12 protein-coding genes and 1 pseudogene are annotated in these 16685 nt (G+C 59.9%); 2 read left to right on the top strand and 11 right to left on the bottom strand.

The genetic code is table 11. The features are described from left to right. A pseudogene (locus tag FJ938_RS17830) lies at positions 1 to 518 on the bottom strand (glutamine--fructose-6-phosphate aminotransferase); the annotation flags it as partial. Between the two features lie 622 nt (positions 519 to 1140). Between FJ938_RS17830 and FJ938_RS17825 the strand changes: the two are divergent. Continuing rightward, a complete protein-coding gene (locus FJ938_RS17825; RefSeq protein ID WP_140695828.1) occupies positions 1141 to 2562 on the top strand; it encodes a hypothetical protein in 1422 nt (473 codons plus the stop codon). Between the two features lie 142 nt (positions 2563 to 2704). Here FJ938_RS17825 and FJ938_RS17820 read toward each other — a convergent pair whose 3' ends face one another. From FJ938_RS17820 to FJ938_RS17780, 9 genes are all read right to left on the bottom strand, one after another. Beyond that, positions 2705 to 4048, bottom strand: coding sequence for an HlyD family type I secretion periplasmic adaptor subunit (locus tag FJ938_RS17820; RefSeq protein WP_140695862.1), 1344 nt, complete (start codon positions 4046 to 4048; stop codon positions 2705 to 2707). A gap of 26 nt (positions 4049 to 4074) precedes the next feature. Then, positions 4075 to 5829: a type I secretion system permease/ATPase gene (locus FJ938_RS17815; RefSeq protein WP_140695825.1), complete on the bottom strand. Its 1755-nt coding sequence runs from the start codon at positions 5827 to 5829 to the stop codon at positions 4075 to 4077. Between the two features lie 358 nt (positions 5830 to 6187). After that, complete coding sequence (locus FJ938_RS17810) at positions 6188 to 7099, bottom strand: class I SAM-dependent methyltransferase (protein WP_246673381.1); 912 nt, start codon at positions 7097 to 7099, stop codon at positions 6188 to 6190. A gap of 87 nt (positions 7100 to 7186) precedes the next feature. After that, entirely contained in the window at positions 7187 to 8446 is a 1260-nt protein-coding gene (locus FJ938_RS17805) for a polysaccharide biosynthesis/export family protein (RefSeq protein ID WP_140612172.1), read from the bottom strand. Beyond that, positions 8433 to 9710, bottom strand: a complete 1278-nt coding sequence (locus FJ938_RS17800) for a hypothetical protein (RefSeq protein WP_140612094.1) — start codon at positions 9708 to 9710, stop codon at positions 8433 to 8435. Before FJ938_RS17800 ends, FJ938_RS17805 begins: the two co-directional genes overlap by 14 nt. Beyond that, positions 9707 to 10711: an SDR family NAD(P)-dependent oxidoreductase gene (locus FJ938_RS17795; protein ID WP_140612096.1), complete on the bottom strand. Its 1005-nt coding sequence runs from the start codon at positions 10709 to 10711 to the stop codon at positions 9707 to 9709. The genes FJ938_RS17800 and FJ938_RS17795 overlap by 4 nt, the downstream gene beginning before the upstream one ends. A gap of 45 nt (positions 10712 to 10756) precedes the next feature. Continuing rightward, a complete protein-coding gene (locus tag FJ938_RS17790) occupies positions 10757 to 11431 on the bottom strand; it encodes a sugar transferase (RefSeq protein WP_140612104.1) in 675 nt (224 codons plus the stop codon). Continuing rightward, the gene (locus FJ938_RS17785) at positions 11428 to 12564 is read right to left on the bottom strand and encodes a DegT/DnrJ/EryC1/StrS family aminotransferase (protein ID WP_140612106.1); all 1137 of its coding nucleotides are present in this window, start codon (positions 12562 to 12564) and stop codon (positions 11428 to 11430) included. The genes FJ938_RS17790 and FJ938_RS17785 overlap by 4 nt, the downstream gene beginning before the upstream one ends. A gap of 47 nt (positions 12565 to 12611) precedes the next feature. After that, positions 12612 to 13334, bottom strand: coding sequence for an NDP-sugar synthase (locus FJ938_RS17780; RefSeq protein ID WP_140612108.1), 723 nt, complete (start codon positions 13332 to 13334; stop codon positions 12612 to 12614). A 562-nt stretch (positions 13335 to 13896) separates the two neighbouring features. Between FJ938_RS17780 and FJ938_RS17775 the strand changes: the two genes are divergently transcribed. After that, positions 13897 to 14574 carry a response regulator transcription factor gene (locus FJ938_RS17775; RefSeq protein WP_140612110.1) on the top strand — a complete coding sequence of 226 codons (678 nt, stop codon included), beginning with the start codon at positions 13897 to 13899 and terminating at the stop codon, positions 14572 to 14574. A gap of 95 nt (positions 14575 to 14669) precedes the next feature. On the opposite strand, the gene FJ938_RS17770 is transcribed toward FJ938_RS17775, so the two are convergent. Further along, the gene (locus FJ938_RS17770) at positions 14670 to 16412 is read right to left on the bottom strand and encodes a PAS domain S-box protein (protein ID WP_140695856.1); all 1743 of its coding nucleotides are present in this window, start codon (positions 16410 to 16412) and stop codon (positions 14670 to 14672) included. Positions 16413 to 16685 lie beyond the last annotated feature (273 nt).

The raw sequence follows: 16685 nt of genomic DNA, 5'->3' as shown, positions 1-16685 counted from the left end.
CGGGCGCCGACGATCAGGTTGTCGTCGCCCTTGAACATGATGGCCAGCGCAAAGGCGCCCTCCAGCCGCTTCAGCGCTTGGTGCGCGGCCTCGACCGGCTGCAGCCCCCTGGCCATCTCGCGCGCCACCAGATGGGCGACGACCTCGGTGTCGGTCTGCGAGGCGAAGCAATAGCCGTCGCGCGTCAGCTCGTCGCGCAGTTCGGCGAAATTCTCGATGATGCCGTTGTGGACGATGGCCACACCTTCGGAGAAATGCGGATGCGCGTTGGTCTCGTTGGGCACGCCATGCGTTGCCCAGCGCGTGTGGCCGATGCCGATGGTGCCGTCGAGCGGCTCGTCCTTGAGCCGGCGCTCGAGATTGACCAGCTTGCCTTCGGCGCGCCGGCGGGCAAGCTTGCCACGCTCGACGGTGGCGATGCCGGCCGAGTCATAGCCGCGATACTCCAGACGCTTCAGCGCATCGACGATGAGTGGCGCAACCTGTGAGTGGCCGACGATCCCAACGATACCGCACATGGCGTTGCCTCCATTGCCGGCAGAATCCCGGCCTTATTGCCGTAAAAGCCACATTATCCTTCCTTGATAACGGGCTGATCGTTCATTTGAAGGAGCCCAATGCGTTAATCGGAGCCCGGACTCTCGTGCTTGAAACCGACTGATCCAAGTGGACGCTGGTCCGGGGCTGGGGCCTGACGCAGCTGGTTGAGTGGTGCCTATCGCGACGGCAGTGTTCGTTTGAATGATGCGCGTTCATCGAATGAGGTGCAGGGTGGCTCAGCCGGCAAACCAAAACACACCCAACCGCCGGTTAGGCCCGGCCGCCTGATGCCCCCCTCCAAGAGGCTGTCGGGCCGCCCGATAAAGCGGCGCTGAATTCAGGCAACAGGTGACGTCAGGATGAACGCAAGAAGGGCTGCCTGACGCGAGAGCCTCCAGGCAGCCCTTGCAGGTGATCGACCACCATCAAACCTCAGGCCTGCCTCGCGACTTCTCGACGATTCCTGCGGTGACAGCGCTAGATCGCCGGAGCTTGGCATCGTTTGATTGCACGAAGACGCTCAACGGATCTCCCGATACAAAAGGTATCTCAGTCCGCGTGCCTTGCTAGGTCCAGGCATGCCGTAGGGGGATGTAGGGCATGAAGCTCAGGGATCTGATCAGGCGAGCCGATAACGCGGAGAAGTCATTCGAGGAACTCGAAGCTGACTTGGCGGACGCCGTCGACGAGTGCATTGGTTTGGATGATCTGTCGGCGCCGGCAGAGAACGATGTCCCGGGCGAGGCGCCCATGGAGCAGGACGACGGCGCGCAAACCGAAGACGACGCGAGCACCCCGAAAACCGCGCGACGGCTGACCTCTCATACGCAGAGCCGTATGGCCGCCTTGACGTCCTTCGATGGGCTGTTTCGCGATGCGAAGGTCCATTTCGAGGAAATCAACGCGAGACTGTCGGAGATCGCAAGCACGCATCACCTGACCCGCGAATTCTTCCATATCCTTCACGCCGACATTCTCCGCGCCAACGAACTGGAACTGGCGAATCAGAGCCTGACCGCGGAGCAAAGGGTCCTGTCGGACAAGCTCAATGACCTGAACCGAAGGCAGTATGAGCGGGAAAGCATTGTGGAGACTTTGCAGCAGCGCGAGACAAGCCTGGTTCAAGACAGCGACGCGCTTCGCGGCGCACTGGCCGCGGCAAGGCTGGAACTCGTGGAGGCAGCAAACGCGAACGCAAAAAGCGAAGCGGAATTTGGAGACCTCACAAACACGCTTGCCGCCGTAACCGTCGAGGCTGACAGGCGCGCGCGCGAAAACAAACTGCTGCGGGAAAAGAATGTCAGCCTGTCGATCGACCTCGAAAAAGCGTTAAAGCGGGAAGATGAAGCGCGGCACAGACTCGACGCCTTCTCCACGATCCATGCCAACGAAGCGGCGCGAAACTCCGAAATGCTGGGTGCGCTCGGCAGGAGCGAAAAGGAAGCGACACGGCTCCATACGTCGCTTGAGGTCGCCCAGGCAAAACTGTCGGAGGTGACGGAAGCCGCCCGTATCACGGAGGCGGACAAGAACGCCGAGATCGAGCGCTACCGTGCCGAGATCAGAGGATTGCGTTCCGAGATTCAGAACCTCCAGTCGCGACTGGAGGTCGCGTCAAGCGCAAATAAAGAAGCCTCGGATGAGATCGCCAAGCTCAAGCATCAATGGAGCGACGCCGTGGCGGAAAAGCAGGTCGCGGATGAAAGGTTGGCTGCTCTCACCAAGGAGGCCGAAACCGACAAGCAGAACCTTTCGAAGCTAACCGCCAATTTCTCACAGCTTTCACTGCAGCAGGCGTCCGATCAGATACAACTCGATATCCGCCGGCAGGAATGCGAAGACCTGCGGGCCGAAATTGCATTGGTCAACGCCCGGATCAGGGAATTGCTGCCCTTTGAGAGACTCCATGTGGCCACAAACGGCTTGCCGCACAAGATCGATGTGGCCAAGGCTCCCGTAACGGCAGAGCGAACAGCGCGGGCCGCGCGCCGTGTTCGTCGCAGGGCGCTCACCGGGTCTTAGAGCGGTTCAGCGTTTGATAGAATCGTTGATCCGCTCTAACTCCTTGTTTTTACATAGTTCCGGACGGAAAGCCGCTACGCACTTTTCCTGGATTGCTCCAGGGGGAAAGAGGCGCTCGTATTTGCGGCTCGCTTCCGATGGTTCATTGGCGGAAGGCCCTGGACATCTGATCCGTGAGCGGCTTCAGCAGATAGGACCAGACGCGGCGTTCGTCGGTGCTTATGTGAACCTCCGCCGGCATGCCTGGTTTGAGCACCTTGGCATCGGTCAGGCAGGCCGCCTTGTTCTCGACGTTGATACGCGCCGAGAAATACGAGAGCTGGCGCTGTTGATCCTTGATCAGATCGGCCGAGATGCGTTTGACCGATCCCTGGCAAGCAGGCGTGGTGCCGGAATCGAAAGCCGGAAAACGGATCGAGACCCGCTGGCCTGGTCGAATGTCATCTATGCGTGAGGGAGGAATCAGCGCGTCGACGACGAGGTTGTCGGCGTCGGGAACAATCATCATGAGCACTTCCCCAGGAGCGATCACGCCGCCGATTGTGTGGATGGTGGATTCCTGCACCGTTCCCGATTGCGGAGCGCGGATGGTGGTTTTGGTCAACTCGTCTTGCGCCACAACCTTGCGCTCGTTGAGTTCGGTCTGCTTGGCTTCGGTTTCGCGTAGCTCGCTGGTTACCTCACTGCGCCTTTGTTCATCAAGCTGAAGAATTTGCAATTCGGTCTCGCTGATCCGGGCCTGCGCCTCGGCGACCGCCGCCGCGAGACGCCCTGACTCTCCGTGCGCCCGGGTAGCATCCAACCTGACGTTGCTCAGCCGCTCCTTGGACACCAGTTTTTTGGAAAAAAGCGCCTGGACGTCGACAAGATCCGCGTCCAGCAGGGTCACGGATTGATCTTCCGCGGCCTGCTGTGCCTTGAGGCCATCGATCTGGCGTTCAAGTTGTTTTGAGCGGCTTTGCAACTGCGCCTTCTGCCCCGTCAACGCGGCAGCGCGGCTTTCGAACAGGGCGCGTTCGCCGCTGACGAGTGCAGCCAGTTCCGGGTCGCCCATCCGCGTCTGAAGGCTGGACGGAAGCTGCATATCCGGCAGACCTTGCCGCTCGGCTTCCAGCCGCGCAAGACGAACGGTCGCGCGATCCAGGTCCTCACTGATTATCTGCAGATTGGCCCGAGTCAGCGTGTCGTCCAGCCTGGCCACCACATCGCCCGCCCGCACATGGTCTCCATCTTGCGCGAAGATACCGCCGATGGTGCCGCCGTTCAGATGCTGGACTTTCTTGATATTGGTTTCGACCACCACCGTGGCTGGCGCAATCACCGCGCCGGCGATTTTGGTCAAACCAAGCCAAAGCCCTCCGCCGGCGATCAACAGAACCGTGACCGCGACGCCCAGGATCAGGTTGGCCCGGATATCATCCCGCGTATCGGCCGAACTGGCCTCGGTCCTTCGGCTACCATCGCCAATCGGCGCATATGAGAACATCGTCGCGTCAGACATGGAACAGGACCTCACGCATGACCGCTCACCCCTTTCTGCATCGGGACCACCGACGCTGGCCGTTCAGCGGCCGAGGGGAAGGGCCGGATAACGTTGGCCAGGACCTCCTCGCGCGAGCCAAAGGAGTGCAGCATGCCATTCGACATTACGAGTACCTTGTCGATATTGGTAAGGGCGGAAGGACGATGCGCGACAACGATGACGATGCCTCCGCGCCGGCGTACCGCCAGGATCGCGCCGGCCAGGGCGGCATCGCCGTCAACATCCAGGTTTGAATTCGGCTCGTCGAGGACGACAAGAAACGGGTCGCCATAAAGTGCCCTGGCAAGTCCGACAAGTTGCCTCTGTCCGGCCGACAGGGCCGCCCCTCCCTCGCCTACTCGTGTTTGAAAACCATCCGGCAAGCGCATGATCATCTTGTCGATGCCCGCGGCCCTGGCAGCAGCCAGCACGCCCTTGGCGTCGCCCTTGCCGCCAAATCGCGAAATATTATCGGCAACCGTTCCATCAAACAGTTCAACATCTTGCGGCAGGTAGCCGATATGAGCGCCAAGCTGTTCCTGGCCCCATTGGTCGAGCGAGGCCTCGTCCAGCCTTACCGTTCCGCGAAGCGGTTGCCACACACCCACCAAGGCGCGCACGAGCGTGGTCTTGCCAGAGCCGCTTGGGCCAACAATAGCCATCCCTGCTCCCCCGGACAGGTGGAAGCTGACATTGGTGACGGTCGGCCTTTGCTGACCGGGCGGGACTATTGTCAACTCCTCGACCGCAAGCATTGCCTGTGGACGCGGCAGTTCCATGAGTTCGCCCTGGCTGCCGAAGGCGGCCAACGCCGCCGCCAGTTGGGAATAGCTTTGCCGGAACGCCACAAACCCCCTCCAGTTTGCGATGGCCGCGTCAACCGGGGCCAACGAGCGGCCCAGCAGTATGGAAGATGCTATGATCACACCGGGGGACGCTTCACCCCCGATCACGAGATAGGCACCTAGCCCCAGAACGCAGGATTGCAAAGCCATCCGCAGCGCCCGCGACAGGGAACCGGTGGCGCCGACAATATCGGAGAGCTGTTCCTGGTGCGTGAGATATGATTGATTGATCTCGGCCCAGCGACGGGCGAGCCGTCCGGAAAGGCCCATCGCGCGCACAACCTCCGCGTTGCGGCGGCCGGAATCGGCAAGGGTCCGTTGCGACACAAGTGTCTCGGACGCGCGCGCCGCAGGTCCGCGGCCAAGGATCTCCGCCACCACGGTGAGCAGTACGACCACAATCGCACCGCTCGCTGCCAGCAGACCGAGCGAAGGATGCAGGAGATAGATGACCAGCAGATAGAACGGTATCCATGGGGCGTCGAAGATGACGGTCGGTCCCAATCCGGAAAGAAAGCCGCGCAACTGATCCAGGTCACGAAGTGGCTGTATCCGGCTCGCATCCTGCCCGCCGATAAGCGGCAAGGAGAGCGAGAGGCCGAAGACCTTTTGCTGCAGATTTCTGTGGAGGCGATTGCCGATCCGAACGAGGAGGCGAAGCCGCACGAAATCCAGCAACCCGTAGACCGCGTAAAGGCCGAGCATTCCGATGGTAAATCCGACAAGCGTCGGAATGCTCTGCGAAGGCAAAACGCGATCGTAGATTTGCAGCATATAGACGGAGCCGGTCAGGGCGAGAATGTTTATGACCGCCGAGAACAGGCCAACACCTATCAGCCCAGGCGCGGTGCCAAGCATGGCGGCGCGCAGATCGGGCGAGCGTCTTCCACCGGGGGTCATGACCTGCGACCTTTGGCAAAAAATAGTCGCGCAGGCCCATCGGCTCCGACGGCCATGGACAAATTTTTGGTTTTCAGGAGCGTTGTCCCTCTTTGCTTTCTAACATTACGCCCCGCTAACGTATGTGCCCTTCGGTCAAAATGCAGCGAAATCGTGACGCCAGCCAGAGAAACCCGAAACTGACGCGTCAAATCGGGGGAAAACCGCCATCTAGGGTGTTCCGGAAGCCTGGATCGATAGCGTTCCAGTCAATGAGAGCGACGCCGCATTAGCTTTTTTGGGGGGGGTGATTCGCTCCGCGGGCGGGCCGGGTTCCCGGCTCGTAGCCATTTCACCGGGCCATTTGCGATTCCGTTTTCTAGCGCTTCTTCGCAACAACCAGGAAATGCTGCGCCAGTTGTCCGGGGATGCGAAGGGTTCTGGACGCCTTCTCGAAAGGCTCCATCAACGCCTCGCACAGCCCTGGCAAGAGGCGTCCCGGCCGGGGCAGATAACCGTAAGGTATCACCTCCTCGACGAGGAATCCCGACGCTGTCAGGAGCTCCTTGAACCTCGCTTCGCTTAGCGTGTTGCGAATTGTGCGTCCAGACAACCGGTTGAGCAGCCGGCAGACCAGGCCAACGGGCGACGTCGCGTTCATGTGAATATTGCACACCAGCTGTCCGCCGTCTTTCAGCTGCAGATTTATCGCTCTCAGCGCCTCCTGTTTCAGTCGATCCTCCGCATTCAGAAAGAAGCGAAATGCCGTTACGATATCGAAGGTCTCGTCGAGGGATTCCATTGTCATATCGATGTGAAGCAGCCTCACATTGTGGGGAACCCGCGCGCAGGCAAGCATGGATTTGGAGACGTCGACGCCGACCACTTCGCCGAAGAGCCCAGCCGCGACATTGGTGATGCGACCTGTTCCGCATGCGAAATCGAGGCACTTTCGGCCGGCTCCACCCATTGGGCCAAGAACACCCAGGATCAGGGGCCTTTCGATTTTATCCCACAGCGCGCCGTAATAGCCGGATTCGTGCGTTTTGTTGTAATGCGCGCCATAGCCCCGCGCGCAATGGCTGGCTCTGTAGTTGTCCGACGCCCGGTCGCCTTGCGTGTGGACCTTCTGGTTGGACGCCAGGTCCTGCCAGAGTCCAGGCCCACCGGTCCGGGACTCGATCAAGGGATTTTGCACCGCCAAAGACGGATCGAAAGCATAACTTGCCGGCTGGGCCATTTGAGCCGCGTTCATCGACCGCGTCGGCTTTCGCTTGGAATTGAGCCTCACCAGGATCTCCCGTTCGGTTCTGTTCGACTGCCTGATCGAACAGTGAGTTTCCCAAGCCCGTTTCTATCGGCCAACGATCGTGGCCGCCTACCGGATTGCCGCGCTCTGCAGATCACTGCTGAACTTGGCCTCGACGGTATCTCCTGGCATCACGATCGTGTCCTCGTCGGCCGAGAGTTTGCGCCACTCATCGCCGACCTTGCGCACGATGGTGACCTGGGCCCGGATCGTTTCGCCCGCCATCGGCAATGGCTGGGCCGATGCTCCGCTCGGTTGCAGCTTTTCGCTGGCGGCGCGGAGTTTGGCGGTGACGTCGGCGAGCCTCGCGTTGGTGTCCCTCAGATCCGTCAGCAAGCCAATCCTCCTCTGATTGTCATTGCGTTCGTGCTGCCTGACGTAGTCCTCCTGCTGGCGTCGCGCCCTCATGAGCTCCACCGATGTCTGAAGCGCGCCGCTTGAAGACAGAAGCAAGGCGCGCCGGACGTCCGCGAGCCGGTTGTTGGTCAGGTTGCCTGACTCAAACACCTTTGTGACGCGCGCAAGGTCTTCCTGATCCGCCTTCACACCCTCGGCCTCGACCTGTTCGCGCTTCTGCAAAACGTCGATCTGATCGGCCGCGTCCTTTTCGCCCTTCTCGAGAAAAGTCTGCTCCTGCTGGAAATCGCCCAGCGCAATCTTCAGCGCATCCGCTTCAGCCTGGGCGATCGCGGCTCCGATACTAGGCGAAAGAGGCGATCCCTGTGGGGTCTGCTTGTCGAAGTCCGCCTGGTCCTGAAGTTCGGCGCGGATACGGGCGGCGTGAAAATAATCCTTGGTGTAGTCGCCCCAAAGCGTTTCGTAGTCGCGCCTGAGGTCAACCGGATCGGGTCCGGTCTGGCCTGCCCGTGACCGCAAAAGGCTGAAGCCGCCGGAGACGGCGAGCGCCTGCCGCACTGTCATGAGCGGACGATAGGCCTGCTGTCCCGGTGTGAGCACGTCGCCCATCACGTAGATCGGACGGTAGTCGGCGATGACGGCGGTGACGTCGCTTGGCTGGACGACAACCATCTGCTCCCGTCCATCGGGCAGGCGCGCATGAAAAATCTTGGTCGGCAGCAGCGCCTGCATGCGCGTCTGCAATTGAGACGCCGTCAAGCCCGCGACCATGACCATCCCGACTTCGGGAAGGGCGATATTGCCGTCCATCTGGACCACGGCGCGCTGCGTTCGCTCCGGAATCGGCGCTATCCCTATTTCGACGGTATCGCCAGGTGACAGTTGATAGGGCCCGACGTCGCCCGCGGCGGCCATCGACGTCAGGGACATCACGGCAACGGAAGCAAGAACGGTTCGTTTAGTGAAGGCCATTTGTAACAATCTCCTTCTGGTTCGACACCTGCTGCCAAGGCCATTCAACACGAGCAACGAAATCGTACACCGGGCCGCCAGGCACGCCCCAATTGCTAGACCAGACCACCTGTGAGCCATCTGGAGATGGCGAGGCATGCGTCTCGTTCCAGTAGTCGAACTGCGCGTTCTGTGTGTTGACGATAGGGCGGACCTCTCCGCTGCCGTCCGTGCGCAGCGCGATGACCTGCTGCGCATAGGGCGCCCAATCCTGGTGCTTCGACACTTCGGCCGATGTCCCGCCATAGCTCAGAAACACCCAGCCGGGCCTGTCCACGGACCTGAGGGACGCATGCATGGCCTCGCCGTACTTCATCAGCGAGGTGACCTTGCCGTCGGTCAACCTGCGTTTGATCACCTGATACTTGTCGGGGTCCGATTTGCTGATCCCGACATAGATTTCGGCGCCGTCGGCATCGACCGTCATGTCGCCGTGACCGGGCCGGTGATGCTCCGTCCACTTCTGGCGCAAGACGCCATCGATGGAAAAGATGAAGCTCGGTTCATTGCCGTCCGGCAATTCCTGGGAACACAGAATGTTGATCCCGAACGGGGAGATCGAGCAGGCGTTGGTGGTCCCCGGAAGTTGTGCAAGATCGATATCCGGGAATTTCTGCCGCAGCTTGAGATCGTAGCCAAAGACCACCGCTTTGCCGTCATTGCGCATTGCACGCACCGCGATGCGGTTGCCGTCTCGGCTCGGATTGCCCTTGTAGGGCCCGAACTGCAGATTGCGATAGGCTGCCGAGACGAACACGATATCCTCGTGATTGGTGCGTGGCGCCCAGGTGGAAATCCGTCGGCCACCAACGCAAATCATCAGGTTGGGATCCTTGGGATGCCATTCGCATTCGGTCGAGCGGTCGCGGCGGAACAATGGAACGTAGGTATGCCCATCGAGAAAGCACATGGCACCACAACCATTGACGATAAGGAGAAGACTCTGGTCCGCGTTCCAGGCCTGGGCGCTTGAATAACGGTGGGTGCAATATTTCTTGCCGCATACAATCCCGTGGCCGAGGATTCCGGGTCTGGTGATCCGCACGAGCGCGGTGCCGAACACCGCATCCTTTGTTTCGCGCAGATAGTCAGGCAGGTTCTTCGCCGCCGGTGCGGCCGACTGCTCCGATACGCTGCTTGCCCGTCCGCCGGCCGTATAGATATTGAGGAATACGGCACCGGCGATCAGCAACAGCGCCAAAACATGCCGGCGGAGCAGGATCATGTCATATAACCCTTTTCGCGCCGTACCCGGCCTTCGCTAAGGCGCGCCCGCCACCATGCGATCGTCCGCTGCAACCCGTCGCGCAGGCTGGTCTGCGCCCGCCATCCAGTCTCACTCTCAAAGCGCGAGGAATCCGCGAGCAAGGCGCGAACCTCCGAATTTTGCGGCCGCAGACGGTTTTCGTCGCGATGGACCGGTTTTTTGGAACCGCTCAACTCGAGGACAAGATCCAACACGTCGGAGATGGTCACGGCGCGTTGACTGCCGGCATTGTAGGCGTGGCCGAATTCAAGCCCGGCCAGGCCCGCGGTAAGGAACGCCGCAGCAGTGTCCTCGACAAAGGTCAGGTCGCGGATCGGGCTTGTATCGCCGACCATGATCGCCGGGCAATTCGGGTCGAGGGCTTGCCGGATGATGGTCGGCACGATGGCGCGCTCACTCTGGCGAGGACCATATGTGTTGAACGGCCGCATGATCACGACCGGGAGGTCAAACGACCTGGCGTAGGATTCCGCCATCATGTCGGCACCGATCTTGGAGGCCGAATATGGCGACTGTCCCTGTAGTGGATGAGTCTCACGGATGGGCATGGTCAGGGCGGTTCCATAGACCTCGCTCGTGGAGGTATGCACCACTCGCTCCGTCTCCCACTGGCGCGCCGCTTCGAGGACGTTCACCGTGCCCAGGATGTTGGTTTCCACATAGGACTGGGCAGCCGCATAGGAGTATGGAATCGCGATAAGGGCAGCCAGATGAAACACAACGGCCTGACCACGCATGATCCGGTTCAGGAACGCGCAGTCGCGGACATCACCGCGGACAAGATTCAGCCGGCTCCGAATGTTGTCCGGCAAATCGTCCAGCCACCCGTGGCTGTCGAAGGAATTGTAGAGCGCCAGAGCCGTGACATCCGCCCCGTTGCGAACGAGCGCTTCGGTGAGATGCGAGCCGATAAACCCATCCGCGCCCGTCACCAGAACTTTCTTGCCGTTGTAACTCATGACCGCGCATTCCCTTGGCTGACTGGGGGGCTTCCCATTTGGGTTTCACACGTCGATCGGCGGTGATGGAACCCAGCCGACAACAGCCAGAAAGCCGCGCAGCATCCAGACGATGTCGGAGACGATGGTGCGCTGCGGATAGTAGGAAAGGTCGAGTTTGGCCTTGGCGGGAAACATAACCTCCCGGTAGAACAGGATCGGATCCACGGATTGTGGAAAGAAATGCGCCTCGTGCCGGAAAAGAACCTGGGTCGGGCCCAGCAGGCCAGGCTTGTATTGCAGGACGGCCTCCAGGCCACCCCGGAAGCAATCGGCGAACGCCAGGCTCTCGGGTCGCGGCCCGACGATCGCCATCTCGCCTTTGAGGACATTCCACAGCTGTGGCAACTCGTCGAATTTTGTCGCGGCGAGGAACCGGCCCACCGTCGTCATGCGGCTGTCGCCCACGACGGTCAGCGCGAACCCATGGGGGCTGCAGTCCACGCCAAACTTGCGGAATTTGTACATGCGGAAGGGTTGGCCACCCACGCCCATGCGGGTCTGTACGAACAAGACGGAGCGGCCGCCTTCGAGCAGAAGCGCTACGGCAATCAGCAGCATCAGCGGTGCCAAAATGACAATTGCGGCGCCTGCGACCGCAAGATCGATGGCACGTCTCGCGAAGCCATGCGTGCGGTTTGAGACGAGACGCCGGTGAAAGGAAAGGTCCGTCGCATTCATGCCGCAGTTCCTGTTTGAGCGCCGCTGTTGAGCGCGGCTGCGAGCGCGGCCACAACCGCCTCGGCGACAGGCGAAGTGATCTGGGGGTGCAGTGGAATTGTCAGCTCTCGCTGAGCAAAATCCTCTGTCCGCGGCAGATTGGTCCCGGGATAACGCTCACGATAGAATGTCATCTGGTGCACCGGTGGATAATGAATCGTGGTCTGTATGCCCTGAGTCCGCAGTTCATCGATAATGTCCTGCCGCCTCGCATAGCGCGGCAAAAGGATCGGCATGATGTGGTAAGCCGACGTCCGGGGTTCGCTGAAGGGAATTGTCACCGCAGGGCAACGTTCTGCGATGAGGCGCTGGTACAGGACGGCCAGGATACGCCTGATTTCGTTCCACTCCTGCAGATTCTCGAGTTGAACCAGTCCAATCGCCGCGCGCAGCTCATCCATGCGGTAGTTGAAGCCAAGCATGGTGACATCATATTGCGGGGTGCGACTGTTCAGCCGCTGATGCGTCCCTGCGGTCATCCCATGCCCGCGGGCCTGGCGAACCCGGTCGAGCAGATCGGGGTCGCGGGCAATCACGGCTCCCCCTTCCGCCGTCGTCATGTTCTTGTTGCCATAGAAACTGAAGGCAGCAGCGGCGCCGAATGTCCCCACCGACCTCAAGCCGGGAGCATGCGCGGCATCCTCGATGATATGCAGCCCTCGGGCACGGGCGAACCGTTGCCATTGTTCCCGATTGGCGAGATAGCCCGCGAAGTGAACAAGAATGACCGCCTTTGTGCGTGGCGTGCACCGCGCTTCGGCTTCCGCAATCGACATCAACGGCACGTCGACCGACTCGATATCGACAAAGACCGGCGTCGCCCCGACATACAGCACCGCATTGGCGGTCGCCACAAAGGTCAGCGATGGCACCAGCACCTCGTCGCCCGGGCCAATTCCCAATGCATGCAGGATGAGATGAAGCGCCGCGGTACAGGAACCGACCGCAACGCAATCCTGCGCGCCATGCATGTCGGCAAAGGCCCGTTCGAAAGCTCTTACCCGCTCTCCCATTGTAAGCCAGCCGCTATCAATCACTTTTGATAGAGCTGCCTTCTCCGGCACGCCTAGGATCGGGGCGCTCACCAAGAGCATCTTGACCTCCTGAACTCTTATTTACGGTTCGGCCTCATCTGAATTCTCTATGCGGCCGCGGCGGCGACCTCGATTGAGGTCGACTGCTCTTCCCAGGAAATCGCCTGTGCATTCTGGAAGTCGTCAACGCGACCGATATCGAGCCAGAGACCGTCGTGCTTGTACACATGCACGGTCGTGCCGCCCTGCATCATCTGGAGCATCAGGTCATCGAACCCGAATGGTATGCCCGAAGGAATGAACCGCAGGACGTCCGGGTTCATGCAGTAGATCCCCATGCTGACGAGATGGGAAAGTGTCGGCTTTTCCCGAAAGAGCTGAACGGCATTGTCGATCTCGTCGATGACGCCGAAGTCCATCTTGATCAGCCGGCAGGCCGTGGCGATCGTAACCGGATCCTTGTGCAAACGGTGCGCGGCGACAAACCGGCTGAGGCTTAGATCGGTGAGAACATCGCCGTTGAGCACGACAAATGTATCGTTCAGTTCATCCCTGATCAGGGAGAGAGGCCCGATGGTGCCGAGCGGCTCCATTTCCTGTGTGTATCTGATCTTCAGATTCCATTGCGATCCGTCGCCGCAGACGCTGCGGATCAGGTGCCCGAGATAGCCGGTCGTGATATAAACCTCTTCTATGCCGTTGCGCCGCAGCCACTTCAGAAGCAACTCAAGAACCGGCCGAGCCCCTATCGGCATCAAGGGTTTCGGCAAGACCGACGTGAAAGGCCGAAGGCGCGTACCCATCCCACCGCATTGAATCACCGCTTTCATCCGATCCTCCTGATTTGCAGTTGGCCGTATCCGGGCATTCGTGTTCGAGTTCATCCGGATCCGGCACCCGGTCAGATCCGATCCGACCCTCGGCGGCAATCCGAACATCATGAGTGAAGGTATGTGACCGCCGGGGTGGCTGTCGTCGTGCATTCGAATGGCAACGATCCGACGCGTTTCCGGTAGTAAATAGCCGCGAGGTCAAGGGCAGATCTAAGCGTTCAGGACCTGACCGTGAGACGAACGAAGCTCGCATGTGTTATGCCGGCATCAATAGGCTGTACGGCCCACTGGTCCGGACATCGGAACCGGGCACCCGGTATGGTTCGGGAGGCAGGCACCTCACGCGAAAGTTAAGAAAAAATAACAGAAGCTTTTTCGCAATTTAGGACTATATTAGCCATACTTGATATCTTCGGATGGGAGCGCCGTGGATATCATCGTGATGTCATGACCAGTGGTTGGCTGCGATTTTGGGACACCGCGGCTCGGTTCATCACAGAGTAATGGGAGGCTTCAGCGGGTTTTCTCGTCGGAGCCGAGCAAGTGTTGGGGTAGTTCAATGTATCGGATCGTCATCGCCGACGATCACGGCTTGTATCGGCGCGGCCTTCGGCTGGCACTCACGGCTGGAATTCCAAGTGCCGAAATTTTCGAGGCTGCGTGTTTCGACGCCGTGGTCAGTCTTCTCGAGGAGCAGGCATCCATCGATCTTGCGATCCTCGATTTAAATATGCCCGGACTGTTTCATCAGGAAGTTCTTGGCGACGTTCTGTCCGCCTATCCTGATACACGCTTCGCGATCGTTTCGGGGGACGATTCGCGCTCTGAGATATTGACCGCTCTTTCGATCGGACTTCACGGTTACATCGTCAAATCTCAGAGGGATGAAGAAGTTGTGATGGCCGTCAACGAGATCCTGTCGGGACGGATCTACGTGCCGGCGCTCTTGTCCCGGACGTCGGCCGGACAGAGATCCTACGCCCCGCAGTCCTCCGCGAAAAATCCGACCCGTCAGCGCGTGAACTCAGGCAACCTCGCTAGACTGACATCGAGGCAGAAGGACGTCCTCAAGCTGATGGCGGAAGGGTATTCGAACAAGGAGATCGCCCGCAATCTGGATATTGCCGAAGCGACAACGAAAATCCATGCAGCTGCCATTCTGCGCGAGCTTGGGGTGCGGAACCGGACTGAAGCAGCGGTTTTGCTGCAAACCTGGCTATCGAAAGATGTGACCTGATGCCTGTCGCCCATGGCGGGCAACTGCGTTGGGAACGGGACATCCCAAGGATGAAAACCTAAAGCGCCACGAGACCGTTTCACGGACGACACATTCTACAGTTCGATTTCCTTTCGTGACAGCCGTAACGAATATCGCAGTCCGTGCTCCGATATTTCCAGTTTCGGGGAATGACCGACGAGCGGCGCGCCGTCCACGCCGATGATCATGGAGCCGAAACCGTGGCGCACGACGCCTGAATTGTTGCGGTGTCCTGATTCCACCCAGTCTAGGACGACATCATCACCTGCGCCGTCGGATGCGAACTCCCACTTTACGTCGACCTTGCCTTGCGGATTACCCAGCGCGCCGTATTTCACCGAATTGGTCGTCAGTTCGTGAAGAACCATTGCCAAGCTCTCGGCGGCGCCAACTGGCACGACAATGGAGGGGCCGCTGATCGTTATGTCACGGGTCTCCTTGAAGAGTCGCAATTCCTGCTCCACGAGATCGTGGAGCATCCCTGAAATACTGCTATGACCTGACAGGAGCAGATGCGTCGCTTCCAGCGTTTTGATCCGATCGACCAGCATCTCCTTGTATTTGGCAACGTCGTTCTCGGGAACATTGATCATCTTCACCAGTGCTGTGATCACTGGGAACAGGTTGCTGAACCGATGGCGTTCTTCGCGCATGATGCGCTCGCGTTTCTTTACGGCCGCGCGCAGAAGCGTGGTTTGTCGGCGCTCGGTGAGATCGGCAGCCACACCGATGCGCAACTGGCGATCGCCGTGTCTTTCCTGGCGTCCGCGCAGAGCGATCCAGCGCACATGACCGTCCGTCCGCCGGACACGGACCTCGACGTCGTAGTTCACCGCCGAAGAGGGTTTGGTCGAAGCCGCCAGCTTCGGCCAATCGGCCGGATGAATCACGGCCGAGAGCTCTTCCAAGCGGCGGACGGGCGTTGGCGGCAGACCGAGAATGTCCCAGAACTTGTCGGAGCCTGCGACTGTCCCCTCCTTGAGGTCGATTTGCCATGTTCCCAGGCGTCCGGCAGACAAAGCGAGATCAAGCCACTCCTTCTGAGCCCGGAGCGCCTCGCGAGCCGCTCGTCGCTCCGAAATGTCGTCAACCACCACGAACACGCTCTCGGTGGAGACCTCATCAGGCCGCGATGAAGACACGGCCAGACGCGCCCAGAATATCTTGCCGTCCTTTCTCAGCAGGCGGATGTCCGCGGCGGACGATGCGGCGCCACTGTCCACGTCTCTCAACAACTCCCGCACGGCATCTCGATCATCGGGAAGAACAAGTGCCTCGAGCGGTTGCTGGGCAAGTTCCCGTTCCGCGTAGCCTGTCATCTCACAGAGGCGTCTGTTCGATTGCAGCAGTTCGCCGCGTCGATTGGTGTTTGCAAAACCCAAGGCGGCACGTTCGAAAGCCAAGCGATAACGGCTCTCGGCCGCATCGATGGCGGCAAGCCTCGCCTCCGCAACCTCAAGCGCCCCACGCAAATCCTGTCGCAGGCGGTGGAACACAAGCGCTATCAGGCCGCCCGAGACCACAAGGAAGATGGCGCGGGTCCAATCTTCGGCAGAGAGTTGAGCGTTCAGGACGCGTCGTACCCACAAGCCGAGGGCGGCCATAAGAAGCGTCGCAACGATGCCAGCCAAACGGCCTTCGAGGTATACAACGACAATAATAGCAGGAATAGACGCCATAAACGCCGTGTCCTGGCCAACATATACCGTACTTGTTACTTCGAATATTATTGATACTGCCAGCACCAATAGGGAAGCCACATGAGCTAACGGGGTGCCTGACACGTTCGATTCCAGCCAACGCAGATGCGAACCCATGCCCAAGACTACAACCTTCCGTCTAGCCCGTCGAGACTAGGCCGCGAGGGGGCAGCCTAATCCCACTGCTGGATTGCCACGCCTTTGCCGGGGACTAGAATCATTGCGGAAGGGCTCATCAGGAACGCGCATCCAACGAAAGCTGCGAAAGAAACCTGACGCGGATTCCTATAACCGTGTCGAAATTCAAGCCAGAGGAGTGTGATCCCTGTCGAAAGACGGAAATCAAAGCAGGTAAATTTACACGTCATTTACTTGCGTCAAATGCAACAA

Source organism: Mesorhizobium sp. B2-4-14, from assembly GCF_006442155.1.
Taxonomy (GTDB): domain Bacteria; phylum Pseudomonadota; class Alphaproteobacteria; order Rhizobiales; family Rhizobiaceae; genus Mesorhizobium.
Note: the sequence above shows the minus strand (reverse complement) of the source record. Positions and strands in the feature narration are given on the sequence as shown.